This window comes from Micromonospora sp. NPDC049102 (assembly GCF_043197485.1).
In the GTDB taxonomy this organism is placed as follows: Bacteria; Actinomycetota; Actinomycetes; order Mycobacteriales; family Micromonosporaceae; genus Micromonospora.
In genome coordinates this window covers 34,669-58,418 of sequence record NZ_JBICTE010000020.1, presented here as the reverse complement: position 1 = coordinate 58,418, position 23,750 = coordinate 34,669, and the positions used below count along the sequence as shown (strand labels likewise).

Below are 23,750 nucleotides of genomic sequence, written 5' to 3'. Positions count from 1 at the left end.
TGGCCCGCACCCAGCGCTGCGGGGTGAGGTGCGCGACGGGGTCGCCCGGGATGGCCGGGCCGGCGACGGTCGGCGAGGTGGGGACGGCGGTGGTGGTCACGCCAGGGCTCCTTCTTCTGCGGTGGCGGCGGCCGGCTCGGTGGCGGCCAGGAACTGGGCGCGGGTGCAGGCGCTGAGCAGCGCCTCCTTCTCCCGCTTGGTGACCGGGCCGACGACCTCGAAGCCGACAACGGCGTTCAGCGCGTGCACGGCGGTGTTGCGCACGTCCGGCTCGACCATCACGCGCGCGGTGGCCGGGTCGGCGAAGAGCCACGCCATGACGGTACGGATCACCGCGCGGGTGAAGCCGTGCACGGGAGTGCCCGCGGGCGCGCAGAGGAAGTGCATGCCGACGTCACCGGGCTGGTGGTCGTAGAGGCCGACCAGTTCGACGTGGGCCGGGTCGTAGCGCTCGGCCAGGAAGGCCGGGCTCCCCCGCCACAGACCGAGGTACGCGTCGTGGTGCGGGTGCGCGGCGATGCGCCGGTACTCCTCGACGACCTGCGCCTCGTCGGCGTCCTGCATCAGCCAGAACGCCGACCTCGGGTGGGTCACCCAGCGGCGCAGGAGCGCGGCGTCGGCCTCCGGATCGAGGGTACGCAGGGCGAACTCACCGAGCCCGTCGTCGACGCGGGTGAAGACGACGCTCACGAGACCACTCCGAACTCCTGGAAGGTGATGCTCTTCTCGATCGGGTAGTGCTCCCGGCCGAGCAGTTCGCGGATGATCCAGGAGTTGCGGTACGCGCCCATGCCCAGGTCGGGCGAGGTGATGCTGTGCGTGTGGGTGCCCGCGTTCTGCAGGAAGATGCCGCGCCCGTCGTGGTCGATGCTGTAGTTTCGGGCCACGTCGAAGCGGCCGTGCGCGTCCCAGCGGATGCGGTCGCGGACCGGTTCGAGGAACGTCGGCACCCGGTAGTGGTAACCGGTGGCCAGGACCAGACCCTCGGTGCGCAGGGTGAAGTCCCGCTCCTGCTCGACGTGTCGCAACCCGAGCGTGTACTCGCCGTCGCGGTGCGCGGCGTTGACCAGTTCGGTGTTGGTGATCAGCCGGGTGTTCACCGGGCCGTGGACGCTGTGCGCGTAGAGCAGGTCGAAGATGTCGTTGATCAGGTCGGCGTTGATCCCCTTGAACAGGCCCTTCTGCTCGGATTCCAGCCGGTAGCGGGTCTCCTCCGGTAGCGCGTGGAAGTAGTCCACGTAGTCCGGTGAGGTCATTTCCAGCGTCAGCTTGGTGTATTCCAGCGGGAAGAACCGGGGCGAGCGGGTGACCCAGTTGAGCTGGTAGCCGTACCTGTCGATGTCGCCGAGCAGGTCGTGGTAGATCTCGGCGGCGCTCTGCCCGCTGCCCACGACGGTGATGCTGCGCTTGGCCCGCAGCGCGTCCCGGTGCTCCAGGTAGCGCGAGTTGTGCACGGCGTCCCCGGGCAGCCCGGCGACGGCGGCCGGCAGGTGCGGCGGCGTGCCGGTGCCGAGCACCAGGTGCCGGCCCCGGTACTCGACGGTCTCGGACCCGCCGGTGGTGGCCCGCACCACGTACCGCTCGTCGGCGCTGTCGTACTCCACGGTGGTCACCGTCTGGCCGAAGCGCACGTTCGGCAGCTTCGCCGCCGCCCACCGGCAGTACGCGTCGTACTCACTGCGCAGCGGGTAGAAGCTCTCCCGGATGTAGAACGGGTAGAGCCGGCCGATCTCCTTGAGGTAGTTGAGGAACGAGTACGGCGACGTGGGGTCGGCGAGGCTGACCAGGTCGGCGATGAACGGGGTCTGCAACCGGGCCGACTCCAGCAGCATGCCGGGGTGCCAGGCGAGGCTGGCCCGAGCCTCCAGGAACACCCCGTCCAGCTCGTCGATCGGCGCGGTGAGACAGGCCAGGCCCAGGTTGTACGGGCCGAGCCCGATGGCGACGAAGTCGTGGGTGGACATCTTGTTCTCCAGGCGCGGGTTCGGGGTCAGCCGACGGGACAGGTCAGGTCGGCCGCGATGGTGTCCCGCACGTACCGCCCGGCGTGGCCGGCGATCAGTTCGAGCACGTAGCCGATGTCGTCGACGGTCGTGGCGGGGTTGAGCAGGGTGAACTTGAGGAAGTGCCGGCCGTCCACGCGAGTGCCGGCGACCACGGCGAGGCCGGACGCGGCCAGCGCCTCCCGGGCGTGCAGGTTCGCGGCGTCGGCCAGGTCGCGGCCCGGACCGGTGGGCAGGTAGCGGAAGACCACGGTGCTCAACTGCGACCGGGTCACCACCTCGAAGCGTGGGTCCTCGCTGACGAGCTGCCAGGCGTCCGCCGCCCGGTCGACCACCTCGTCGAAGAGCACGCCGAGCGCGTCCGGGCCCATCACCCGCAGCGTCAGCCACAGCTTGAGCGCGTCGAAACGGCGGGTCGTCTGCAGGCTCTTGTCGACCTGGTTGGGGATCTGCTGCTCCACCATCCGCGCCGGGTTGAGGTAGTCGGCGTGGTAGGTGGCGTGCCGCAGCGTCCGCCGGTCGCGGACCAGCAGCGCGCTGGCGCTGACCGGCTGGAAGAACGACTTGTGGTAGTCGACGGTCACCGAGTCGGCCCGCCCGATGCCGTCGAGCAGGTGCCGGCGCGTCGGCGAGACGAGCAGCCCGCAGCCGTACGCGGCGTCGACGTGCAGCCAGACGCCGGTCTCCGCGCAGACCTCGGCCAACTCGGCCAGCGGGTCGATGGAACCGAAGTCGGTGGTGCCGGCGGTGCCGACGACGGCCATCGGAACCAGTCCGGCCGCCCGGCACCGGGCGATCTCCTCGCGGACGGCGGCGGGCTGGATGCGCCGCCGCGCGTCGGCGGGCACCGCGATCACCGCGTCCGGGGCGAGACCGAGGAGCTTGGCGGACTTCTGGACGCTGAAGTGCCCGGCGACGGAGGTGAGCACACGCAACCGGGGCAGCAGCTCCGGACGCGCCGCCGGGGTTGCCTCGGCGCACGCCTCCTCCCGCGCCAGCAGCAGCGCCTGGAGGTTGGACTGGCTGCCTCCGCTGGTGAACACGCCGTCGGCGTCCGGGCCGAGGCCGATCCGGTCGGCGGTCCAGTCGATCAGCCGACGCTCGATGAGGGTCGCGCCGGCGCTCTGGTCCCAGGTGTCCAGGGAGGAGTTCACGGCGCTGAGCACCGCTTCGCCGAGCAGCGCCGGGATGACCACCGGGCAGTTGAGGTGCGCCAGGTAGCGGGGGTGGTGGAACCAGACCGCGTCGCGCAGGTAGACGCTCTCCAGCTCGTCCAGGGCCGCGCCGGCGTCGCCCAGGGGCCGGTCCAGGTCGACGCCGTCGACGAGCGGAGCCAGCTCGGCCGGGGTGACGCCCGTCGCGGGCCGGTCCACCGTGGCCACCCGGCGGGCGACCCGGTCGATGCCGTCGGCGATGACCCGCCGGTACTGCTCGACGGAACCGTCGTGCAGCAGGTGCGCCCGCGCGGCGGCCGACGCTCCGGTCGGTGGTGGAGCGGCCTGCGCTCCGGTCGGCGAGGGCCTGTCGGTCTCGCCGGGGTACGTCGGCACAGTCACGGGATGTCCTTCCACGTTGTGACGATGGGCAGCCGGAACCCTCCCCCGGCGCGTCCGCGCGCCGGGGGCCGTGCTGCGTTGGGTGGTGTCGCCGGTCAGGCGGTGGCGCCGGCCAGCGCCTCGGCGCGCAGGTCCTCCTCGGAGAGCCCGCGCCGCCAGTAGCCGGCGAAGGTCACCCGCCGACGGTCGAAACCGCGCTCCCCGACCAGGTGCCGGCGCAGCGACCGCACCACACCGGACTCGCCGGCGATCCAGGCGTACGGCGTGGCGGCGGGAAGCCGAGCGGCGCGCAGCGCACTGACCAGCAGATCGCTGCCGGGGGCGGTGCTGCCGCGCACGATCCAGCGGATCTCGGCGTCGGCGTCGGTGGGCAGCTCGGTGATGTCGGCGGCGTCCGGGACCTCGATCCAGGCGCGGACCCGGGTGCCGGCGGGCAGCCAGGCAAGGATTCCGGCGGTGGCCGGCAGCGCCGTCTCGTCGGCGGCCAGCACCACGAGGTCGGTGTCGTCCGGCGGGCGGAAGCAGACGCTGCGGTTGTCGTACACCGCCGGGCCGAGCAGCAGCACCTGGTCACCGGACACCGCCAGGCTGGCCCACCGCGAGGCGGGACCGGTGCCGCCGTGGCCGACGAAGTCGATGTCCACCTCGCCGGCAGCCGGGCGGTGTTCCCTGATGGTGTACGAGCGCATGACCGCGCGGACATGCGGCGGCAGGGCCCGCCAGGCGCCGAACCAGTCCTCGCCGCGCTCGACCGGCACGACCGGGGCGTCCTGACCCGGGTGCGGCAGGAACAGCGAGACGCTCTGGTCCCGGCCGCCGCCGGCGAAGTCGACAAGCTCCGCGCCGCCGAAGGTGACCCGGATCAGCGAGGCGCCGACCTGACGGGCCCGCACGACGTGCGCGGCGAAGAAGCGGTACTGCAGGGCGACGGGTTCGACGGTGCTCGTGCTCATGGTGTCAGCCGACCTTCTTCGCGTTCCGGATGGCGGTGGCGAGGTTCTCCAGCAGTGGCGCGGCACCGGCGTACGAGAAGCGGGGCACCGCGTCCCACGGGGTCACCTGGTTGGCCCGCACGGCGGGCAGCTGCGTCCAGGTCGGCTTGGCGGTGAGGTCCTTGGGTTGCAGGGCGGTGCTGCGGTTGTCCAGCAGGATCAGGTCGGCGGGGAACTTGCCGGCGTTCTCCCAGCTCAGCGCCTCGAAGTAGTCGCCGGCCTCCAGCTTGGTCGGCACCACGATGTCGACACCCAGCTCGGCGAAGTACATGAGATCGGTGCTGACCTTGGGATTGGAGACGTAGAACAGGTCGGGGCTGCCGGAGCAGGCCATCACCCTGATGCCCGGGTTGGCCTTGACGGCCTGGCGGACGGCGTCGGAGGCGGCGTCGAAGCGGGTCTTCGCGTCGGTGACCTTCTTGGCCGACAGGTCGGCCCCGAGCGACTCCGCCAGCGCGGCGTACCGCTCGATCGGCTTGGTCATCGGCACGCGGGCGGTGGTGATCGCCACGCTGGGCGCGAGCGGCAGGATCTTGTCCTTGCTCTCGTCCGGCACGTACCACAAGGCGTCCGGGTCGTACATGTGCGTGACCAGCAGCTCGGGACGCAGGGCCGCGTACTTCTCCAGGCTGAACTCGCCCCAGGTGTTGCCGAGGATCTCGACGGTCTCGACGTTCAGGTCGCCGGCCTGCGGGTCCTTCGTGCCGTCGGCGCGCTTGGTCTCGCCGAACACGCCGACGAGCTGCTTGTCGAGACCGAAATCGACCAGGGCTGCCGCCACGCCGGTGAAGGCCACCACGCGCGTCGGACGGGCCGCCGACTCGACCTTCTTGGTGCGGTCGTCGGTGAACGACCAGGGGCCGCCAGACTTTTCGCCACCAGCAGGTTTGGCGGCATCGTCCTTGCCGCAGCCGGCGAGCAGCGCGGCCAGCGTGGCGGCGCCGCCAGCGGCCAGCAGGCCACGACGGGAGAGGCGACGGACGGGCAGAGCATCGGGCATGGTGTCGTCTTTCGATCAAGGGAAGGCCGGGGTCGACCGGGACAGCGGGGTTAGGTTAGCCTAACCTCGGTCATTGTCAACAGCGGTTCGCCGTGTCGCCACACTCCCGGAGCCCACACTGGACGCCACACCCACCGTCACCGCACCAGCACCCTCGGTACCCGACGCGCCGACGGCACCCGTTCCGAAGCGACGCCATGCGGCCCGCGCCGCCGGACTGCTCGCCGCCGTGGCGCTGCTCGGCGTCATCCTGGTGCTCAGCATCGCGGTGGGCGCGAAGTCGTTGCCGCTCGCCGACGTCTGGTCCGGGCTGCTGCACCGCGACGCCACCGAGTACGCCGTGGTGCACCGGATGCGCCTGCCCCGCACCCTGCTCGGGCTGCTCGCCGGCACGGCCCTCGGCGTGGCCGGCGCCGTGATGCAGGCCCTCACCCGCAATCCCCTCGCCGACCCCGGCCTGCTCGGCATCAACGCCGGGGCGTCCGCCGCCGTGGCCACCGCCGCCGCCTTCCTGGGCGTCACGGCCATCGGCGGGTACGTCTGGTTCGCGCTGCTCGGCGCGGCCCTGGTCACCGCGCTGGTCTACGCCGTGGGCGGCGGACGGGGCGCCACCCCGGCCCGCCTCGCGCTGGCCGGCGCGGCGCTCAACGCCACCCTCTACTCGTTCGTCAGCGCGGTCATGCTGCTGGACACCGCCTCGCTGGACCGGTTGCGGTTCTGGACGATCGGCTCGCTGGCCAGCGCCGACGCCGCGACGGTGGCCCGGGTGACGCCGTTCATCCTGGTCGGCCTGCTGGTCGCCCTCGGCGCGGCCCGTCCGCTGAACGCCCTCGCGCTCGGCGACGACGCGGCCCGGGCCCTGGGTGCCCGCCCGGCCGTGATCCGGGCCGCCGTGATCGTCGCGGTCACCCTGCTCTGCGGCGCGGCGACCGCCGCCTGTGGTCCCATCGTCTTCGTCGGTCTTCTCGTGCCGCATCTGGTACGCGCGCTCACCGGGCCCGACCTGCGCTGGCTGCTGCCGTACTGCGCGGTGCTCGCGCCGGTCCTGCTGCTCGGCGCCGACGTGCTGGGCCGGGTGCTCGGCCGCCCGGGTGAACTCCAGGTCGGCATGGTCACCGCCGTGCTGGGCGGTCCGCTGTTCCTCTGGTTGGTCAGCCGTTCACGGGTGGCTCACCCGTGAGCGCGGTCATCCGTACCCCCGGCGGGTTGTCGGTGCGGTTCCGCCCCCGGGCCCTGGCCGTCGGTGTCGGCGCGACGCTGCTCGCCGCCGGGCTCTCCCTGGTCGCGATGGGCAGCGGCGACTACCCGATGGGCCCGACCGACGTGCTGCGCACCCTGACCGGCGGCGGGAGCGTGGCGGAGCAGTTCATCGTGACCGAGCTGCGCCTGCCGCGGTTGGTCACGGCCCTGCTGGTCGGCGCGGCGCTGGCGCTGGGCGGCACGCTGTTCCAGTCGCTGGTCCGCAACCCGCTGGGCAGCCCGGACATCCTCGGCTTCACCCAGGGCGCGTCGACCGGCGCGCTGGTGGTGGTCGTCCTGGGCGGCGGCAGCCTGGCCCTGGCCGGCGCGGCGGTCGTCGGCGGGCTCGGCACCGGCCTGGTGATCTACGCGCTCGCGTGGCGTCGCGGCGTGCACGGCTACCGGCTCGTCCTGGTCGGCATCGGCGTCGCCGCGATCCTCACCGGCGTCAACGGCTACCTGCTGACCCGGGCCCCGCTGATGGACGCCGCCCGGGCGGTGCTGTGGCTCACCGGCAGCCTGGACGGGCGGGGCTGGGCCAACGCCGGGCCGCTGCTGGCCGTCACCGCCGTGCTGACGCCGCTGGTGCTCGTCGGCTGCGCCCCGGCGCTGCGGATGATGGAGCTGGGCGACGACACGGCGAGCGCGCTCGGTGTGCCGGTACGCGGGATGCGCCTGGTGCTGCTCGCCGCGGCGGTGCTGCTGGTGTCGTTCGCGGCGGCGGCGGCCGGTCCCGTGTCGTTCGTCGCGCTCGTCGCGCCGCACGTCGCCAAGCGGCTGACCCGCGCGCCCGGGCCGAACCTGCTGCCCTCGATGGCGGTCGGCGCGGCGCTGCTGGTCTGCGCCGACCTGGTGGCCCAGCGCGCGTTCACCGGGCATCAACTCCCGGTCGGCGTGGTGACCGGCGTGCTCGGCGGCGGCTACCTGGTCTGGCTGCTGGCCGTCGAACGCCGGGCGGGCCGGCTGTGAACACCCCTGGACAAGGAGCACCCATGACCTCCCGCCTCGGCGGCACCGCGCTGACCCTCGCCTACGACCGGCGCACCATCTCCGAGGACCTGACCGTGGCGGTGCCCGACCGCTCGTTCACAGTGATCATCGGTCCGAACGCGTGCGGCAAGTCGACGCTCCTGCGCGCGCTGTCGCGGATGCTGCGCCCGAGCGCCGGAGCGGTGCTGCTGGACGGCCGGGACATCCATGACCAGCCCGCCCGCAAGGTCGCCCGCACCCTCGGCCTGCTGCCGCAGACGTCGATCGCGCCGGACGGGATCGGCGTCGCCGAGCTGGTCGCCCGGGGTCGCTACCCCCACCAGGGTCTGCTGCGGCAGTGGTCGCGCGAGGACGAGCGGATCGTCGACGAGTCGATGGCCGCCACCGGGGTCGCCGACCTCGCCGACCGGCCGGTGGACGAGCTGTCCGGCGGCCAGCGGCAGCGCGTCTGGATCGCGATGGCGCTGGCCCAGCAGACACCGCTGCTGCTGCTCGACGAGCCGACCACGTACCTCGACATCGCCCACCAGATCGAGATCCTGGACCTGTGCGCCCGGCTGCACGAGGAGCAGGGCCGCACGCTGGTCGCGGTGCTGCACGACCTCAACCACGCCGCCCGGTACGCCACCCATCTCATCGCCATGCGCGACGGTCGGGTGGTGGCCGCCGGCGACCCGCGCGACGTGGTGACCGCCGACCTGGTCGCCGAGGTGTTCGGGCTGCCCTGCCGAGTGATCGACGACCCGGAGACCGGCACTCCGCTCGTCGTCCCGGCCGCCCGCCGGCGAGCGACCGAGCCCGCATGACGACGCGGCTGTTCCGCGACCCGTGGGGCGTGCCGCACGTACGCGCGGACGACCCGCTCGCCCTCGCGACGGCGCAGGGCCGGGTGACCGCGTACGACCGGGCGTGGCAGATCGAGGTGGAGCGGCACCGGTCGCAGGGCACCAGCGCGGCCTTCCTCGGCGTCGACGCGCTCGGTTGGGACCGCTTCGCCCGGCAGGTGCGGCTGGACGACACCGCCCGCCGCTGTCACGCCAACCTCGACCCGGCGACCGCCGAGTGGGTGGGCGCGTACGTGGCCGGGGTCAACGCCGGTCTCGCCGCCGGCGCGGCCCGTGCGCCGGAGTTCGCCGCCACCGGGTTGACCCCGGGCCGGTGGGAGCCGTGGACGCCGCTCGCCGTGTGGCTGGGGCACCACATCCTCTTCGCGGGGTTCCCGAGCAAGCTCTGGCGTGAGCACGTCGCGCAGCGCCTCGGTCCGGCGGCGGCCGAGGTCTTCGCCACCGACGGACCGGCCGTCGCCGGCAGCAACGGGTGGCTGCTCGCCGGTTCGCGCACCGCCAGCGGGGCCGCGCTGCTCGCCGGCGACCCGCACCGGTTCCTCGAGGACCCGGGCGTCTACCAGCAGATCCGGCTGGCCTGCCCGGAGTACGACGTGGTGGGGCTGGCGGTGCCGGGCGTGCCGGGCATCGCGCACTTCGGCCACACCGGGGCGGTGGCGTGGGCGATCACCAACGCGATGGCCGACTACCAGGATCTCTACGTCGAGCGGCTGCGCCGGCACGACGCCGGTGTCCTGGCCCTCGGCCCGGACGGCTGGCGGGAGGCGTCCGTCCACGTCGAGACGATCGAGGTGGCCGGCGCGGACCCGGTCCCGGTCGAGGTGGTGGAGACCGAACGGGGGCCGGTGATCGCCGGCGGGCCGGACGACGACACCGCACTGAGCCTGCGCTACCCGCCCCGGGTCGGTGGCGAGTTGGGCTTCGCGGCGTTACCGGAGCTGCTGCGGGCCCGCACGGTGTCCGATGTGGACGGGGCACTGCGGCGCTGGGTGGAACCCGTGAACGTGGTGCAGGCGGCGGACACCGCCGGCGGCCTGCTGCACCGGGTCGCCGGCGCGGTGCCGCTGCGGCACCCGGACAACGGCCTGCGTCCGGTCCCCGCCTGGGAGGCCGCGTACGCCTGGCGTGGCTGGTACGCGCCGACGCCCCGCGCCGAGGTGACCGACCAGGCGGTGATGGCCAACGAGCGCGCCCTGGCGGCACCGCTCGGCGTCGAGTTCGCACCGCCGCACCGCGCTCGCCGGATCGCCGAACTGCTCGACGCCGGCCGGAACTTCACGGTCCGGGACATGGCCACGATCCACACCGACACGTACCTCGGCTCGGCGGACGCGCTGCTGGCGGTGCTCGACAGGGCTGCCGGGCTCGGTCCGGCCGCCACCGCGCTCCGGGACCGGCTGCTGCGCTGGAACCGGCGGATGGACGCGGACAGCACCGACGCCGCCGACTTCGCCCTCCTGCGGGCCGCCGTCGTACGCCGGATCGCCACACACCCGGCCCTGGCGGCGCTGGCCGAGCCGCCCGCGTACCCCGAGGTGTTCGCGCCCTGGTTGGCGCTGACCCCGCGGGTCGGCCACGCACTGGAGCACCTGCTCGGCGCGGCCCCGCTGCCCGGCGTCGACACGGCGGCGGTGGTACGCGCGGCGGCCGAGGAGGTCGCCGGCACGGCGGACCGCACGATGCGCTGGGGTGACCTGCACCGGCTGGCGGCGTGGCGGGCCCTACCCGACCCGGACGCCACCCCCGGCCCACGGCTCGACGGCGACCACGACTGCGTGCTGGCCACGTCGAGCGTTCCCGGGGTCACCCACGGATGCTTCCGAGGGCCGGCCGCGCGTTTCGTCTGGGACCTGGCCCGGCGGCAGGACAGCCGGTGGGTGGTCCCGTTGGGTGCCAGTGGGGTGCCCGGCGACGAGCACCACGACGACCAGCAGTCCGCGTGGCTGACCGGTGAGCTGCTGCCGGTGACCACGGACTGGGACCGCCTCACCGAGGAGCGGGATGAGCACTGACGGACAGCACCATCGGCGCGACGTCCCCGGGTTCGGGGTGGTCACCATCCGGCCGGTACGCCCCGACGAGGACGCCGACCTGCTGCACGGCTGGGTCACGATGGACCGGGCCCGGTTCTGGGGAATGCGCGACGCCAGCCGCGAGCGGGTGCACGAGATCTACGCGTACCTGGACTCGTTGACCACCCACCACGCGTACCTGGTGCACCGCGACGGTGTGCCGGTGGCGCTGACGCAGACGTACGAGCCCGGGGCCGATCCGGTCGGCGGCTGCTACGAGGTGCGCCCCGGCGACGTCGGCGTCCACCTGCTCGTCGGGCCCACGGTCACCGCCGAGCCGGGATTCACCGGCGCGTTGTTCGGGGCGGTCCTGGAGTTCGTCTTCACCGACCCGGGGCGGCGGCGCGTCGTGATGGAGCCGGACGTGCGCAACGACCCGATGCTCCGCCGGCTGCGGCGCAGCGGGTTCCGGACCGGCCCGGTGGTCGAGCTGCCGGACAAGCGTGCGCGGCTGCACTTCCTGGACCGCCCGGAGAGGCCCAACTGAACCGTGCCGGCAGCCGGTCGAGGGGCGCGCGCACCTCGACCGGCGGCCGGTCGTTCCCCTAGCGCAGACCGAACGCCCTCGTGATGCTCTGGCTCACGGTGTTGCCGGCCGCGTCGCGCGCGGTCGTCCGCAGGCTCACGAAACGGGCCTTCGTCGGGGCGTCCAGCGAGGTACGCCATTCGTCGCCGTGCCGGCTCAGCTGCTGCCGGTGCCAGGTCGTGCCGTCGTCGTACGAGACCTCGACGGTCACCGGGCCCACCGTGCCCGAGACACCGGGCAGCTGGGAGGCGACCACGGTGAGCGGCGTCCGCCGCTTCGCCGTACCGTCACGGTCGATGGCCACCTGGTAGTCGAGCTGGATCATCGGCAGCACCTCCGCCGACTCCTCCCCGGTGGCCGCCGAGCTGAAGCCCCACTCGGTGCGGGTCTGCCGGGAGTACGGGTTGGTCCAGGCCGCCCGGTCGTTCTCCACCACCAGCCGGTACGGCAGCCGCTGCGCGGGCAGGCCACCCACCTGGAGGTGCTCGGCGTTGCCCCAGTTCAGCTCCCTGTCGCCCTGGTAGAGGGTGGTCCGGTTGACCATGTCGAAGTTGGCGTACGCCTCACCGATGTGCCCACCCCCGTCACCCCAGCCGGGCGCGGGCAGGTAGAGCGTGTCCAGGTACCGCACGGGTACGTAACTCCCGCCCATTCGAGGGCGCTGGATCGGCCCGAACCACTCGACCCGGCTCGACCGGTCCGCCGGGTAGGTGGCCACCGCCATCAGGTGCTGGCCGGTCTCCCCGGCGATGTACGCGTCGTCGACCCACCGCTGGTCGGCGCTCACCCAGTCGGTGCGCCGGCCCTGCGCCGGGACGGGTTCCTGGTTGCTGGACGCCCAACCCCGCCAGATGTCGGTGCGGAACTCCAGCGCCTTGCCCTGCCGGTAGTTGCGGAACTCCACGTCCACCCGGGCCAGCTGACGCTTCGTCGGCCGGTAGGTGGGGTCGGCCGGGACCGCGCCCGACCAGTGGTGCGCCACGTCGTACAGGTAGGTGGTCTCCGGGTGCGATTCGACGCTCAGCCGTACCGGACCGCGCTCCAGCGCCGCGACGAGCTGGTCGCCCTCGTCGGCGCTGAGGGTCGCCACGGTCACCGGGGCCGGGCTCTCCGGGCTCCACGGCGCCTCGTCCCACGGCTGGAGTCGCCCGACGCCGTCGTTGACCACCAGCAGCAGCTTGGCCCCGGCCGCCGCGGCGGCCTGCGCCTGGGTGGCGATGTCCACCGTGTCGCTACGCCGGACCACCACCGCACGGTCCCGGACCGGCCGCTTGGCCAGCCCGGCCGCCGACGCGTCGGCGACGTAGACCGCGTCGAGCTGACGACGACCCTCCGGCAACGCCGGGGTCGCGCGCTTGACCAGCAGATCGTCGTACGACCGGCCGCCGGCCGACACCGTCAGCGCCGGCTGTTCCAGCCGCCACCGGGCGCCGAAATCGAACTCGCCGTCGGTGACCTTGCGGCTCGTCGGCAGCGCCCACAGGCTGTCGTACGAGTCGTCGGGCAGCACCTGACTCTCGGTGAGGCTGCCGGCGGTGGAGCGGTGGATGTCCATCCGCAACGACGTGGCGGCGGCCTCCTGCGGCACCTCGGCCCGCACCTGGCGGGCCTTGCGCGCGTCCAGGACGACGGTGCGGTCGGCGTTCAGGTCGACGTCGACGAAGCTGAGCATGGCCATGCCCTTCGAGCGCGGCCCGTGCACGCCGCGCACCGCGGCGGAGATCCAACCGGACCAGCTCGCCACCGGCAGCCGCAGTGTCGCGGTGCCGCTCGCGGGCAGGTCCACGGCGGTGAACAGGCCGTCGGCGCTGAGGATGACCTGGCCGGTGAGCGGCTTGCCGTCCCGGTCCTTCGCGACGAGCGTCAGATTCTGCCGCTGACCCTCCTTGGCCGCCCCGATCAGGGTGCGACCGCGCACCGTGCCCGCGTCGTCGGTGGCGACGATCGTGCCACTGACCTGCTTCTCGACCGGCAGCTTGTCGTACGCGGCGGTGAGGGTGACGGTGGCCGTGCCGTTCGCGGGCACGGTGACCGTGTCGGCGGACAGCGCGAAGAGGCCGGCCGGGGCGCTCGGCGCGTCGAGGGACAGCCTCAGGGTGGCCGGCGCGCCGGCCACGTTGGTGTAGGTCACCGTCCGGTCGACTGTCCTGCCTGGCTGCTGCGGCCAGCCCTGGAAGCCGGAGTAGGCGCTCGGGGTGGCGAAGACCGTGGCGTGTACGGCGGCGACCGCGTCCACCCGACCGGCACCGGCCTGGTACGGGGTATAGCTCGGCGTGGCCTTGACGGTGCTGACCAGCGCCTCCTTGATGCGCTGACCGGTCCAGTCGGGGTGCGCGGCGGCGACCAGCGCCGCTGTGCCGGCCACGTGCGGTGTCGCCATCGACGTGCCGCTCATCAGGGTGTAGTCGCCGGAGCCACGCACGTAGTGGGAGCGGGCGGCCAGGATGTCCACGCCGGGTGCGGTGATCTCAGGCTTGAGCCCACCGTCGCCGGAGCGCGGGCCCTGGCTGGAGAATTCCGCGAGGTGGTCGGTGGAATCGACGGCGCCCACGGTGAGCGCGGAGTTCGCCGCGCCGGGGCTGGCGATGCTCGCCGGGCCACTGTTGCCGCCAGCGATCACGAAGAGTGCGCCCGTCTCGGCGCTGAGCCGGTCGACGGCCTGACTCATCGGGTCGCTGCCATCGGTGGCCTCACCGCCCAGGCTCATGCTGATGATCCGGGCCTTCTGCTCCCGGGCCGCCCACTCCATGCCGGCGATGATCCAGGAGTCCTGTCCGCCGCCCTCGCTGTTGAGCACCTTGCCGACGTGCAGCCGCGCGCCGGGGGCGACACCCCGCTCGACGCCGCCGGACGCGGCGCCGGTGCCGGCGATCGTCGAGGCGGTGTGCGTGCCGTGTCCCTGGTAGTCGAGGATGTCGGGCTCGTCCGGCACGAAGCTGGTGGACTCGGCGATCTGGCCGGCCAGGTCCGGGTGCTCGGCGTCCGCTCCCGTGTCGAGCACGGCGACGTCGACGCCGGCGGCGGTGTTGCCCTCGGCCCACAGCTTCGGCGCGCCGATCTGCGCGGTGGACTCGGCGAGGTCGCCGTGCACCCGGCCGTCCAGCCAGACCTTGGCGATGCCGCCGGTGAGGGTCGGAGTGTCGCCGGTACGGCGGGCGGTGCCGGCGGTCAGCGCACCCCAGAACCGGTCGGCGCTGTCACGCGGGCGGCTGAGTGCCGCGCCCCCCACGCTGTCCAACGGCCGGACCAGCTTCGCGCCGTCCACAGTGGGGCGGGTGCGGGCCCGGGCGGCGGCGTCGGTGAGGGTGACGATCAGCGGCAGCGCGTCCGTGTGCGCGTCGTCGTACCCGTCGGCGACGAGGTCGGTGACGTTGAACAGCCTCTTGTCCAACAGGCCGCTGCTGACGTACGGCAGCGCGGCGTCCGGGTAGACGTAGGTGTCGCCGTCGAGCACGGTGCGGTGGAACGTCGGTGTGCTGCCGTCCGGGCGGCGGACGGTCGAGACGGTGCTGCCGTCGGCTGCGGTGGTGATGGTGACGAGGTCGCCGGTGATCAGGGTGACGGTCGACGCCCGACCCGGGGCGGCCGGCGGATGGCCGGCCGGCTGCGATGGGTTGCCGGGCGGGGCGGCGGACGCCCCCGTGCCGGGCGGGGTGAACCCGGCGGTCAGAGCGAGGGCGGTGCCGAGGGCGATCAACCCGGATCGGCGGCGCCTGGGAGACAGAGCCACGATGACCTCATTGTGTCGAGGAGCGGTACGCAGCACAGCATCGGCGTAACAAGCACCCCTCGTACCCCGCCGTACCCCGGCGCGTTCGTGCCATGGCACAAACCCGCCACCCCCACCCCGCGCCCCACCCTGCGCCCCTCCCCACGCCCCCTCCCCTCCCCGCGCCGATCTTGCACTTACTGTTGTCGATGCATCCCGATTCACGGCTTTCGTCGGCGCAGTAAGTGCAAGATCGACGCGGGTGGGGTGGGGGTGGGTTAGGGGTTCTGGGTTGTCAGCTTGGCCAGGTGGGTGAGCTGGGTGGGGTCGGTCAGGGCTGAGCCGACCGCGACCACCCGTACGCCCGCGTCGAGGAAGGCCTCGGCGTTCGTCGCGTCGAGGCCGCCCGTGGCGACGAAGCGGAGCTGCGGCAGCGGTCCGGCGATGGCCTTGAACCAGGCCGGCCCGAGGGAGATCGCGGGGAACGCCTTGAGCCACGTGAGGCCGTGCCGCAGGGCCTGCTGCGCCTCGGTGGGGGTGGCCACGCCGGGCAGGTGCGGCAGGCCGAGCGCGGCGGCGGCGTCGGCAACCGCGAGGTCCAGACCGGGCGCGACCGTGAACGCGGCACCCGCGTCGGCCGCCGCCGCGACCGTGTCGGCGTCGAGCACCGTGCCGGCCCCGACGATCCGGTCGCGCGCCGCGCCCGCCTCGACGGCGGCGCGCAGTGCGGGTACCGCGTCGGCGGTCGCGACCGGCACCTCCACGACGTCGATGCCCAGGTCCCAGGCGCGCTCCGCGAGCCGGACGGTCTCGGCGACCGGCAGGCCGCGCAGGATCGCCATCACCCGGGCGCTGCCGAAGATGTGCGCGAAGTCCGTTGTGGTCATGGTCCACTCCATCCGAGGTCGTGGGAGATCTGCCGGGTGGTGGCCAGCAGTCGGGGTAGCACGGCGCGCAGGTCGGCGAGGGTGGCCACCACGGTCGGCGCGGTCACCGACACCGCGGCCGTGACCGCGCCGTCGGCCTGCCGGACCGGCGCGGCCACGCAGGTGATCAGTGGCTCGAACTCACCGTCGTCGGCGGCCCAACCCCGCTCGGCGATGGCCGTCAGCTCCGCGCGCAGAGCTGCCGGGTCGCAGATGGTGGCCCGGGTGTACGCGGGCAGCGCGCCGCCCTCGACCAGGTGCGCCAACCGCGACGGCGGGCTGTACGCGAGCACCACCTTGCCCACGCCGCTGGCGTGCAGGGGCGCGGTACGGCCGATCCGGGAGTACATGCGTACCTGACCCCGCGCCTCGATCTTGTCGACGTAGACGAGGTCGTCGTCGACCATCTGTGCCAGGTGGATGGTGTGCCCGCAGTCGCGGCCCAACGCCGCCAGGTGCCCACGGGCCACCGCTCGGACGTCCAGGGAGTCCAGTGCCTGCTGGGCGAGGTCGATCAGCCGCAGGCCCACCGTCCAGCCGCCGTCGGTACGACGTGCGAAGCCGCCCGCCTCGAGGGTCTGCAACAGCCGCAGCGCGGTGGACTTGTGCACGCCCAGGTGGGCGGCCACCCCGCCGAGCTGCGCCGGCTCGCGCGCCAGGAATTCGAGCACGCGCATGGCCCGGTCGACGCCCTCGGACACCGCTCAGCCCTCGACCCGTACGCCGGTCAGGTCGGGTGGCGACCAGGGGCCGTCGAGCAGCCGGTCGAACCACGACGGCGGCGGCAGCGGCGCGCTGTCGCCGGTGCTGCCCAGCGCCTGCGCGGCGACGAGGTGACCGAGGCGCAGCCGTCGTGTCGGGTCGAGGTCACGCAGCAACCCGGCCAGGTAGCCGGCGGCGAACGCGTCACCGGCCCCGACCGGCTCCACGACGGACACACGGGGAGCCGGGACGACGACCGGCTCTGCGTCCCGGAGCAGGGCGGTGGCGTCGACCGCGCCGTCCTTGACGATCACCGTCTGCGGACCGGGCAGCAGTCGGCGTACCGCCGCCGGGTCGGTGGCCCCCCAGAGGGCGTACGCCTCGTCCTGGCCGACGAACACGACGTCGCTGCGGTCGGCGAGGTCGCGCAGCACGGGCGCGGCCCGTTCGGCGGGCCAGAGCCGGGCCCGGTGGTTGATGTCGAAGCTGACCAGCGCGCCCGTCAGCGGCCGGTCGGTCACCGCCTGCTCGACCAACGCCCGGCAGGAGGCCGAGAGCGCCGGGGTGATGCCGGACAGGTGCAGCACCCGCGCGCCGGCCAGCCGCGGGTCGGCCAACGCGCCGGAGTCCATCCGGGACGCGGCCGAGCCGGCCCGGTAGTAGTGCACGGCGGTGGCCGTGGGGCCGGGGTCCTTGACGTACAGGCCGGTGGGGGCGCTCGGGTCCACCGTCACGAGGTCGACGTGGACGCCGGCGTCGGCGACGTGCCGGACGACCACCCGGCCGAAGGGGTCGTCGCCGACGCGGCTCACCCAGGTCACCCGGTGGCCGAGCCGCGCCAGGTAGCCGGCCACGTTGGACTCCGCGCCGCCGACCGAGAGGTCGACCCGCTCGGCGTGCTCCAGCCGCTCACCCACGGGTGGGCAGAGCATCACCATGGTCTCCCCCACCGTGACCACCTCGGCCGGCGGTGGACCGGCCGGGGTGGCCGCGCGGTCGGGTCGGGGTTCGCTCGGCATCGCGGCGCACGTCCTCGGTGAGGGGTCCGGGGTCTCGCCGAGCCTAGGCGCGTTGTGCCACGCGAGCAACCCGTTGCGGAGAGCGCAACGATGGTCAGGGCAGGGTCAGTCCGTACGCGGCCAGCACCTCCGCGATCGGCTGGTAGTAGGTGGTGCCGCCGGAGGTGCAGTTGCCGCTGCCCCCGGAGAGGATGCCGAGGATGGTGCCGGTGGACGCCACGTACAGCGGCCCGCCACTGTCCCCCGGCTCGGCGCAGATGTTGGTGCGGATCAGCCCGTAGATCACCCCGGTGGCGTAGTTGACGGTCTGGTTGAGACCGGTGACGGTGCCGCAGCGAACCCCGGTCGTGACGCCACTGCGGCACACCGCCTGACCGACGTACGCGGTACCGGGGCCGTTGATGGCGAGCAGGCCGGGGTAGGTGTAGACGGCGCTCGGGTGGGCGATCCGGCCGGTGTAGCGGATCAGCCCGTAGTCGTCGCCCGGGTAGTTGGTGGCGGTCCGGGTGCCCAGGACTGTCGTCTGCGCACTGTCGGTGTACCAGGTGGCCGCGGTGGTGGTGCAGTGGCCCGCGGTGATCACGTAGTAGGTGCTGCCGCTGCGCGCGTTCGCGCCGAGTGAGCAGCGGCCGCCGCCACCGTAGATGCCCTGACCGGCGGCGATCAGGGTACGCAGCGTGCCGGGCTCCCGGCGCAACAGCGCGCCGGCGCGGTCGGCCACCGTCCGCAGCCTCGCCACGTCGGCGGGCGCCACCGTGTCGTCGACGGTGACGATCATCCGGCCACTGGCCGGGTCGAGCCCCCAGGCGGTGCCCGGCGTGCGTACCCCGGACAGGACGCCGACCGGATCGGACCCGGCACGGTCGGGGAGGGCGGCCTGCGCCGCGCCCGGCGCGACGAGCAGCAGGGCGGTCAGGACGAGGACGACGAGCGGGGAACGGCGCATCCGAACCTCCGACGGAGATCGAGATCGATGGATGTCGACAAGCGTCGCCCGAGCGCAGCGCCGTGGCAACCTCCGATCGCCCTCTTCCCCGCTCCGCGGGAATCGCCGATCCGGGGACGGACCGCGCCGCCGCCGCCGATAATCGCCAAGACACGGCGGGAGGCCGGGCATGACCACCGGAGGCACCGCGGCGCTGGTACGCCGACCGGACGGGTCGACCCGGGCGACGCTGCTCGAACTGCTCTTCGACGTGGTCTTCGTGGCCGCGCTCGCGCAGACCTCGAAGCTGCTCGCCGACCAGCAGTCCTGGGCCCGCAGCGCGGCGGTGGCGCTGATGCTGACCGCGATCTGGTGGACGTGGTCGGTCACCACGACCACGACCGAGTTCTACGATCCCCAACAGCGTCCGATCCAGGGCATTCTCATGATCGCCATGGTCGGGTCGGTCGGGATGGCGGCGGCGCTGCCGATGATCACCAGAGGGCAGGCCGCGACCTTCGCGCTGGCCTACGTCGGCACCCACGTGGTGCGCGGCATCATCCTGGTCAGCACCCTGTATCGGCAGCGGCACCGCGCGAGCCACCCGATTCCTGTTCTGGTTCCTGCTGTCCGGCGTCCTCTGGACAACCGGCGTGCTGTTCGACGCGGCACGGTGGTGGATCTGGACCACCGCGATCGCGATCGACCTGCTCTCCGCGGCGGCGCGCTACCCCGCACCGGGGCTGGGTCGGGTGCCTCTGGACCGGTACGACCGGACCACCGGCTGCCCTGGGCGGGCGGCTGGCCACCGGTGCTGGTCACCGCGATCGTGGCCCTCGCGCTGGCCGGGCACGTCGTGGTCCCCGGCGCCGGTGACCGGGAGACCACGCGGGGTCTCAGACCGCGCAAGCTCGCCGGATGACCTCGACGGTCAGGTGAGGTGTCGCCCGACCCACTCGGCGAGGTCCCGTGCGCAGGCGTCCACCGACTCGCGCCACGTCCGGGCCGCGCCCTCCCCGGCCTCGTCACTGACCTGCTTGACCAGCCGGCACGGCACACCAGCCTGCGCGGCTGCCCAGGCCACCGCGTACCCCTCCATGTCCACCAGGTCGGCGCGCTGCGCCAGCCGGTCCCGCGCGTCGTCGTCCGCCACGAACGTGTCACCGGTGGCCAGCACCGCACCCTCGGCGGCCAGCGAGAGCGGCGCGCCGTAGGTCTGACCGGTGAGGGTGCGCAGCAGGGCGGTGTCCAGGTCGTGCTGGAGCACCGTGGCGACCTCGTGGATGCCCGTCCAGCCGGGGCGCAGCGCGCCGGCCGTGCCCAGGTTGAGCAGCAGGCTGGGGCGCGGCCCGGCGGCCAGCACCGCCGCGACCGCGCTGGCGGCGTTGACCTTGCCCATGCCGGTGAGCAGCACCGGCAGCTCGTCCGGCAGGTAGCGGGCCTCCTCACCGACGGCGAGCACCACCAGCGGACGATCGGCGCGGACCACACCTCGGAGAATCACCGCAGCATCCTACGAGCGGCGGCCGGCGGCCCCTGCGTACACCCGACAGCCGACGGCCCGGCCGGCGCTCAATCGTCGGCGAACCGGTACAGCACGAAGTCCCGGTCCGCCCCGCAGGCGATGACGCGGGTGTTCCACGAGCAGGACGCGCTGCGTACGTCGACGAGCTGACCCAGCTCGTCGACCTCGCCCGACTCCGCCCACACCCCGGCGACGCTGCGGCTGTCCGCCACCGTGCTGGTCGGCTCGGCGAAGACGAGGAGGTTGCCGCCGTCCAGCCGGGCCGCCACGCCGGGACGTTCGGCCAGCACCGCCGTGCCGGCGGGACCGAAGAGGCTGACCGTCGGCTTCGGGTACTCCCGCTGGGCGAGCACCTGCTCACCGACCGCCACCAGGCCGGTCACGCCCGGCGCCGACCACGACACCGGGGCCTTGCCCTCGGTCGCCGCCACCACCTCGGTGCGCTCGGCGTCGCCGTTGCGCACCTGCACCAGACACGCCCTCCGCTCGCCGCAGGCGACAAGCGCCTTCGGCCGGTACTCCGCGTTCCCGGCCCGGTACAGGACCACCGGCGCGGCATCGGACGTCAGGTCGTACGCCAGCAGTTGGTACCCGCCGTCGGTGGGGGTCACGTAGAGCCGATCCTCGTACGCCACCACCAGGTCGTCGAGGTCGGCGACGTTGCCCCACTCGCGCAGCACGTCGCCGGAGCCCATGTCGAGCAGCCGCGCCGACCGGTCCGCCCCGAGCTGCACGAGTCGCCGGCCCTTGCCCGTCCACGGGTCGCGGGCAGCCCCGTCGAGGAAGGCCGGCCCGCCCGCCGCCGCGTCGGTGCCCACCGGCCGCACGACGGTACGCACACCGCCGTACTCGTCACGCGGGTTGGGCCCGCTCCACCGCCCGACGCAGCAGCGGCGTGAGCACCCGCTCGACGTCCTCCCGGGTCAACCGCACCGCCTCGGCCACCCCCGGCACCGCGACCGGGGCCACCGTCGAACGGGACAGCGTCTCCTTCGCGCCGCGTACCTCGTCCCACAGCCGGACCTGGTCGCGGCGCTGCGCCGGGTCCGCCGGCCGGACCAGCCGGGCCCACCGTCGGGCGTGCCGCTCGCCGAGCAGCTCGCCGACCCGCCCCACCAGCGCCGCGTCTAGGTCCAGACCGCCCAGGTCGGGTAGCCCGCCGTCGGCGACCACGCGGAAGCCCGAGTCGTCCCACGGGTCGGCGCCCTCGTTGCGCAGCACCGCGACGTCGAGCGTCCCACCGCCGAAGTCGAACACCGCAAGCGCGCCGCCGACCGGCACCGGCCGGTGCAGCACCTGCGCGTAGTAGCGGGCGGCGGCCACCGGCTCGCGCAGCAGCCGGGTCCCCGGCGGCGTCGGCCCGGCGAGGGTGTGCTCGGCCGCCTGCGGCCAGCCCGCCCGCAGCAACGCGTCGGCGAGCAGTTCCGCCGGAAGGTACACGCGGTCGCCCAGCCGCACGCCCGGCTCGTCCACCCGTCGCTTCGGGTTCGCCTCGAACCGGGCCGGGTCGGCCTGCGCCAGCCGGCGGGCGTCCCACCCGACGTGCAGGGTGCCGTCCGGGTCGGCGTACACGGCGGACGGGCTGACCGGCTGACCGTCCATCAGCAACGGACGCGTCCGACCGTCCGGCCACCGCAGCACGGCGATCGTGTTGGACGTGCCGAGGTCGACACCGAGGGCGAAACCCTCGTGCTGGCCTGCCATCTGCCGCTACCTCCGCCGGGACACGGGAAACCCAGCCCCGCATCGTACGCAGCCCACGCCGACGGCCTGATCGGTCGGTCAGCCTGCGATCGGTGGCGGGTGGACGGGCGTCCGTCACGTTCGGGACGGTCCCGAACGTGCGCCGCCGTTGTCGCGACGATCGGGCTCGCAAAAACTGAGCGGTGTCCAGCGATCGCGCAGGCAATACCAGGGGTTGAGCGCCATCGAACCTCGACCTCGGCGGTAAGCAAACCGCAAGATCTGGGCAATCGCCGATCGCATCCGTGCTGGCTAGGCTGGTTGCGGGAGGTGGCCGGTGGCGCAGCGGGTGCTCGTGGTCGACGACGACCGGACCGTCAGTGACGTGGTCTGCCGCTACCTGGAACACGCCGGGTACGAGGTGAGCCACGTCGGTGACGGTCTGGCCGCGCTCGAGGCCGTCCGGGACCGGCCGCCGCACCTGGTCGTCCTGGACCTGATGCTGCCGGGGCTGGACGGGTTGCAGGTGTGCCGGCGACTGCGGGAGCGGCCGGACGACGTACCCATCATCATGCTGACCGCCCGCGGCGACGAGGCGGACCGCGTGCTCGGGCTGCAACTGGGCGCCGACGACTACCTGGGCAAGCCGTTCTCGCCGCGCGAGCTGGTGCTGCGGGTCGGTTCGGTGCTGCGCCGGGTCGGCGAGCCGGCCGCGCCGGCGGCCGAGCTGCTCACCGACGCGGGGTTGGAGGTGGACACCGGGCCGCGGATCGCCCGGCTGCACGGCCGGGAGCTGGCCCTGACGCTGCGCGAGTTCGACCTGCTGGCGCACCTGATGCGGCATCCGACGCGGGCGTTCAAGCGCACCGAGCTGCTGGAACGCGTGTGGGGCTGGAACTTCGGCGACCAGTCCACGGTGACGGTGCACGTCCGGCGACTGCGGGAGAAGATCGAGGACGACCCGGCCGAGCCGCGACGGATCGTCACGGTCTGGGGTGTCGGCTACCGGTACGAGCCGACCGATGCGTGACCTGGCGCTGATCTTCGCGGCTGCGCTCGCGGCCGCGCTCGGCGTGGGCCTGCTCGGCGCGCTGACCCTGCGGCTGCTACGCCACCGCTCGATCACCGTGCACGTGTGCGTCCTGCTCACCATCACCGTGGTCGCCGTGGTCGCGGGGGTGGTGGTCGTCGCCCAGGCGATGTTCCTGTCCCCCCACGACCTCCAGGTCGTCCTGCTCACGGTCGCCGCGGCGGCGGTCGTGAGCCTGGGTGTGGGCTGGTACTTCGGGCGTCGGCTGGCGGCCGCCGCGGTGTGGGCGGCCCAGGCCCGGGAGCGGGAACGCCGGGTCGAGAAGGGCCGCCGGGACCTGGTGGCCTGGGTGTCGCACGACCTGCGCACACCGCTGGCCGGCCTGCGCGCGATGGCCGAGGCGCTGGAGGACCGGGTGGTCGACGACCAGGCGACGGTCGCCGAGTACCACCGGCGCATCCGCGTGCAGACCGACCGGATGACCCGCCTCGTCGACGACCTGTTCGAGCTGTCCCGGATCAACGCCGGGGCGCTGCGCCTGACCCTGTCGGCGGTGCCGCTCGGCGAGGTGGTCTCCGACGCGTTGGCCGGCACCGCGCCGCTGGCGAAGGCCCGCCGCATCCGCCTGGTGGCCGCCGAGTCGGGTTGGCCCACGGTGCTGGCCAGCGAACCCGAACTGGCCCGGGTGGTGGGAAACCTGCTGCTCAACGCCGTGCACTACACGCCGAGCGACGGCACGGTGCGGGTGGACGCCGGGTGTGAACGCGACGCCGCCTGGCTGGCGGTCGCGGACACCTGCGGCGGCATCCCCGAGGACGACCTGCCCCGACTGTTCGACGTGGCGTTCCGGGGCGAGCCGGCCCGGACGCCGCGCGCCGGTGGGGAGGGCTCCGGCGGACTGGGGTTGGCGATCGTGCGCGGGCTGGTCGAGGCGCACGGCGGCCGGGTGGACGTGCAGAACGTCGTCGGTGGCTGCCGATTCGTGGTACGCCTGCCAACGGCCTGACA

General features: G+C 73.7%; 21 protein-coding genes. 8 read left to right on the top strand and 13 right to left on the bottom strand.

Going from position 1 to position 23,750, the window contains the following annotated elements; genetic code table 11:
- Positions 1–96: 96 nt before the first annotated feature.
- The 5 genes from ACGFH9_RS19690 to ACGFH9_RS19670 all read right to left on the bottom strand — a co-directional run bounded on the left by ACGFH9_RS19690 (position 97) and on the right by ACGFH9_RS19670 (position 5,551).
- Positions 97–690, bottom strand: coding sequence for a GNAT family N-acetyltransferase (locus ACGFH9_RS19690; RefSeq protein WP_393221176.1), 594 nt, complete (start codon positions 688–690; stop codon positions 97–99).
- Positions 687–1,964, bottom strand: coding sequence for a lysine N(6)-hydroxylase/L-ornithine N(5)-oxygenase family protein (locus ACGFH9_RS19685; RefSeq protein ID WP_393221174.1), 1,278 nt, complete (start codon positions 1,962–1,964; stop codon positions 687–689). The genes ACGFH9_RS19690 and ACGFH9_RS19685 overlap by 4 nt, the downstream gene beginning before the upstream one ends.
- A 26-nt stretch (positions 1,965–1,990) precedes the next feature.
- Positions 1,991–3,559 (bottom strand): pyridoxal phosphate-dependent decarboxylase family protein, encoded by a 1,569-nt coding sequence (locus tag ACGFH9_RS19680; RefSeq protein WP_393221171.1) that lies wholly within the window; start codon positions 3,557–3,559, stop codon positions 1,991–1,993.
- A gap of 95 nt (positions 3,560–3,654) precedes the next feature.
- On the bottom strand, positions 3,655–4,512 hold the full coding sequence (locus tag ACGFH9_RS19675; RefSeq protein WP_393221168.1) for a siderophore-interacting protein: 858 nt from the start codon (positions 4,510–4,512) through the stop codon (positions 3,655–3,657).
- Positions 4,513–4,516: 4 nt separating this feature from the next.
- Positions 4,517–5,551, bottom strand: a complete 1,035-nt coding sequence (locus ACGFH9_RS19670; RefSeq protein ID WP_393221165.1) for an ABC transporter substrate-binding protein — start codon at positions 5,549–5,551, stop codon at positions 4,517–4,519.
- A gap of 73 nt (positions 5,552–5,624) precedes the next feature.
- Between ACGFH9_RS19670 and ACGFH9_RS19665 the strand changes: the two genes are divergently transcribed.
- From ACGFH9_RS19665 to ACGFH9_RS19645, 5 genes are read left to right on the top strand one after another with little or no spacing between them, the layout of a single operon-like run.
- Entirely contained in the window at positions 5,625–6,731 is a 1,107-nt protein-coding gene (locus tag ACGFH9_RS19665) for a FecCD family ABC transporter permease (RefSeq protein ID WP_393221163.1), read from the top strand.
- Entirely contained in the window at positions 6,728–7,759 is a 1,032-nt protein-coding gene (locus ACGFH9_RS19660; protein ID WP_393221160.1) for a FecCD family ABC transporter permease, read from the top strand. The genes ACGFH9_RS19665 and ACGFH9_RS19660 overlap by 4 nt, the downstream gene beginning before the upstream one ends.
- A 23-nt stretch (positions 7,760–7,782) precedes the next feature.
- Positions 7,783–8,586, top strand: coding sequence for an ABC transporter ATP-binding protein (locus tag ACGFH9_RS19655; protein ID WP_393221157.1), 804 nt, complete (start codon positions 7,783–7,785; stop codon positions 8,584–8,586).
- Positions 8,583–10,637 (top strand): penicillin acylase family protein, encoded by a 2,055-nt coding sequence (locus ACGFH9_RS19650; RefSeq protein WP_393221153.1) that lies wholly within the window; start codon positions 8,583–8,585, stop codon positions 10,635–10,637. Before ACGFH9_RS19655 ends, ACGFH9_RS19650 begins: the two co-directional genes overlap by 4 nt.
- Positions 10,627–11,184 (top strand): GNAT family N-acetyltransferase, encoded by a 558-nt coding sequence (locus ACGFH9_RS19645; protein ID WP_393221150.1) that lies wholly within the window; start codon positions 10,627–10,629, stop codon positions 11,182–11,184. Before ACGFH9_RS19650 ends, ACGFH9_RS19645 begins: the two co-directional genes overlap by 11 nt.
- A 58-nt stretch (positions 11,185–11,242) precedes the next feature.
- Here the strand turns inward: ACGFH9_RS19645 and ACGFH9_RS19640 are convergent, their stop codons facing one another.
- The 5 genes from ACGFH9_RS19640 to ACGFH9_RS19620 form a co-directional block, all read right to left on the bottom strand.
- Positions 11,243–14,953, bottom strand: coding sequence for a S8 family serine peptidase (locus tag ACGFH9_RS19640; RefSeq protein WP_393221147.1), 3,711 nt, complete (start codon positions 14,951–14,953; stop codon positions 11,243–11,245).
- 257 nt (positions 14,954–15,210) lie between these two features.
- Positions 15,211–15,819, bottom strand: a complete 609-nt coding sequence (locus tag ACGFH9_RS19635; protein WP_393221144.1) for a bifunctional 4-hydroxy-2-oxoglutarate aldolase/2-dehydro-3-deoxy-phosphogluconate aldolase — start codon at positions 15,817–15,819, stop codon at positions 15,211–15,213.
- Positions 15,816–16,559, bottom strand: coding sequence for an IclR family transcriptional regulator (locus ACGFH9_RS19630; protein WP_393221141.1), 744 nt, complete (start codon positions 16,557–16,559; stop codon positions 15,816–15,818). Before ACGFH9_RS19630 ends, ACGFH9_RS19635 begins: the two co-directional genes overlap by 4 nt.
- Before the next feature lie 3 nt (positions 16,560–16,562).
- On the bottom strand, positions 16,563–17,579 hold the full coding sequence (locus ACGFH9_RS19625; RefSeq protein WP_393221138.1) for a sugar kinase: 1,017 nt from the start codon (positions 17,577–17,579) through the stop codon (positions 16,563–16,565).
- A 94-nt stretch (positions 17,580–17,673) separates the two neighbouring features.
- Positions 17,674–18,525 carry a S1 family peptidase gene (locus tag ACGFH9_RS19620; protein ID WP_393221135.1) on the bottom strand — a complete coding sequence of 284 codons (852 nt, stop codon included), beginning with the start codon at positions 18,523–18,525 and terminating at the stop codon, positions 17,674–17,676.
- 169 nt (positions 18,526–18,694) lie between these two features.
- Here ACGFH9_RS19620 and ACGFH9_RS19615 point away from each other — a divergent pair, with 169 nt between their 5' ends.
- Positions 18,695–19,426, top strand: coding sequence for a low temperature requirement protein A (locus ACGFH9_RS19615; RefSeq protein ID WP_393221132.1), 732 nt, complete (start codon positions 18,695–18,697; stop codon positions 19,424–19,426).
- A 9-nt stretch (positions 19,427–19,435) separates the two neighbouring features.
- On the opposite strand, the gene ACGFH9_RS19610 is transcribed toward ACGFH9_RS19615, so the two are convergent.
- The 3 genes from ACGFH9_RS19610 to ACGFH9_RS19600 form a co-directional block, all read right to left on the bottom strand.
- The gene (locus tag ACGFH9_RS19610) at positions 19,436–20,008 is read right to left on the bottom strand and encodes a nucleosidase (protein ID WP_393221130.1); all 573 of its coding nucleotides are present in this window, start codon (positions 20,006–20,008) and stop codon (positions 19,436–19,438) included.
- Positions 20,009–20,076: 68 nt separating this feature from the next.
- Entirely contained in the window at positions 20,077–20,868 is a 792-nt protein-coding gene (locus ACGFH9_RS19605) for a hypothetical protein (RefSeq protein ID WP_393221127.1), read from the bottom strand.
- A gap of 13 nt (positions 20,869–20,881) precedes the next feature.
- Positions 20,882–21,733: an Hsp70 family protein gene (locus ACGFH9_RS19600; RefSeq protein WP_393221124.1), complete on the bottom strand. Its 852-nt coding sequence runs from the start codon at positions 21,731–21,733 to the stop codon at positions 20,882–20,884.
- Between the two features lie 316 nt (positions 21,734–22,049).
- On the opposite strand from ACGFH9_RS19600, the gene ACGFH9_RS19595 reads away from it, so the two are divergent.
- Both ACGFH9_RS19595 and ACGFH9_RS19590 read left to right on the top strand, forming a co-directional pair.
- Entirely contained in the window at positions 22,050–22,742 is a 693-nt protein-coding gene (locus ACGFH9_RS19595; RefSeq protein WP_393221121.1) for a response regulator transcription factor, read from the top strand.
- Entirely contained in the window at positions 22,735–23,748 is a 1,014-nt protein-coding gene (locus ACGFH9_RS19590) for a sensor histidine kinase (RefSeq protein ID WP_393221118.1), read from the top strand. Before ACGFH9_RS19595 ends, ACGFH9_RS19590 begins: the two co-directional genes overlap by 8 nt.
- Positions 23,749–23,750: the final 2 nt, after the last annotated feature.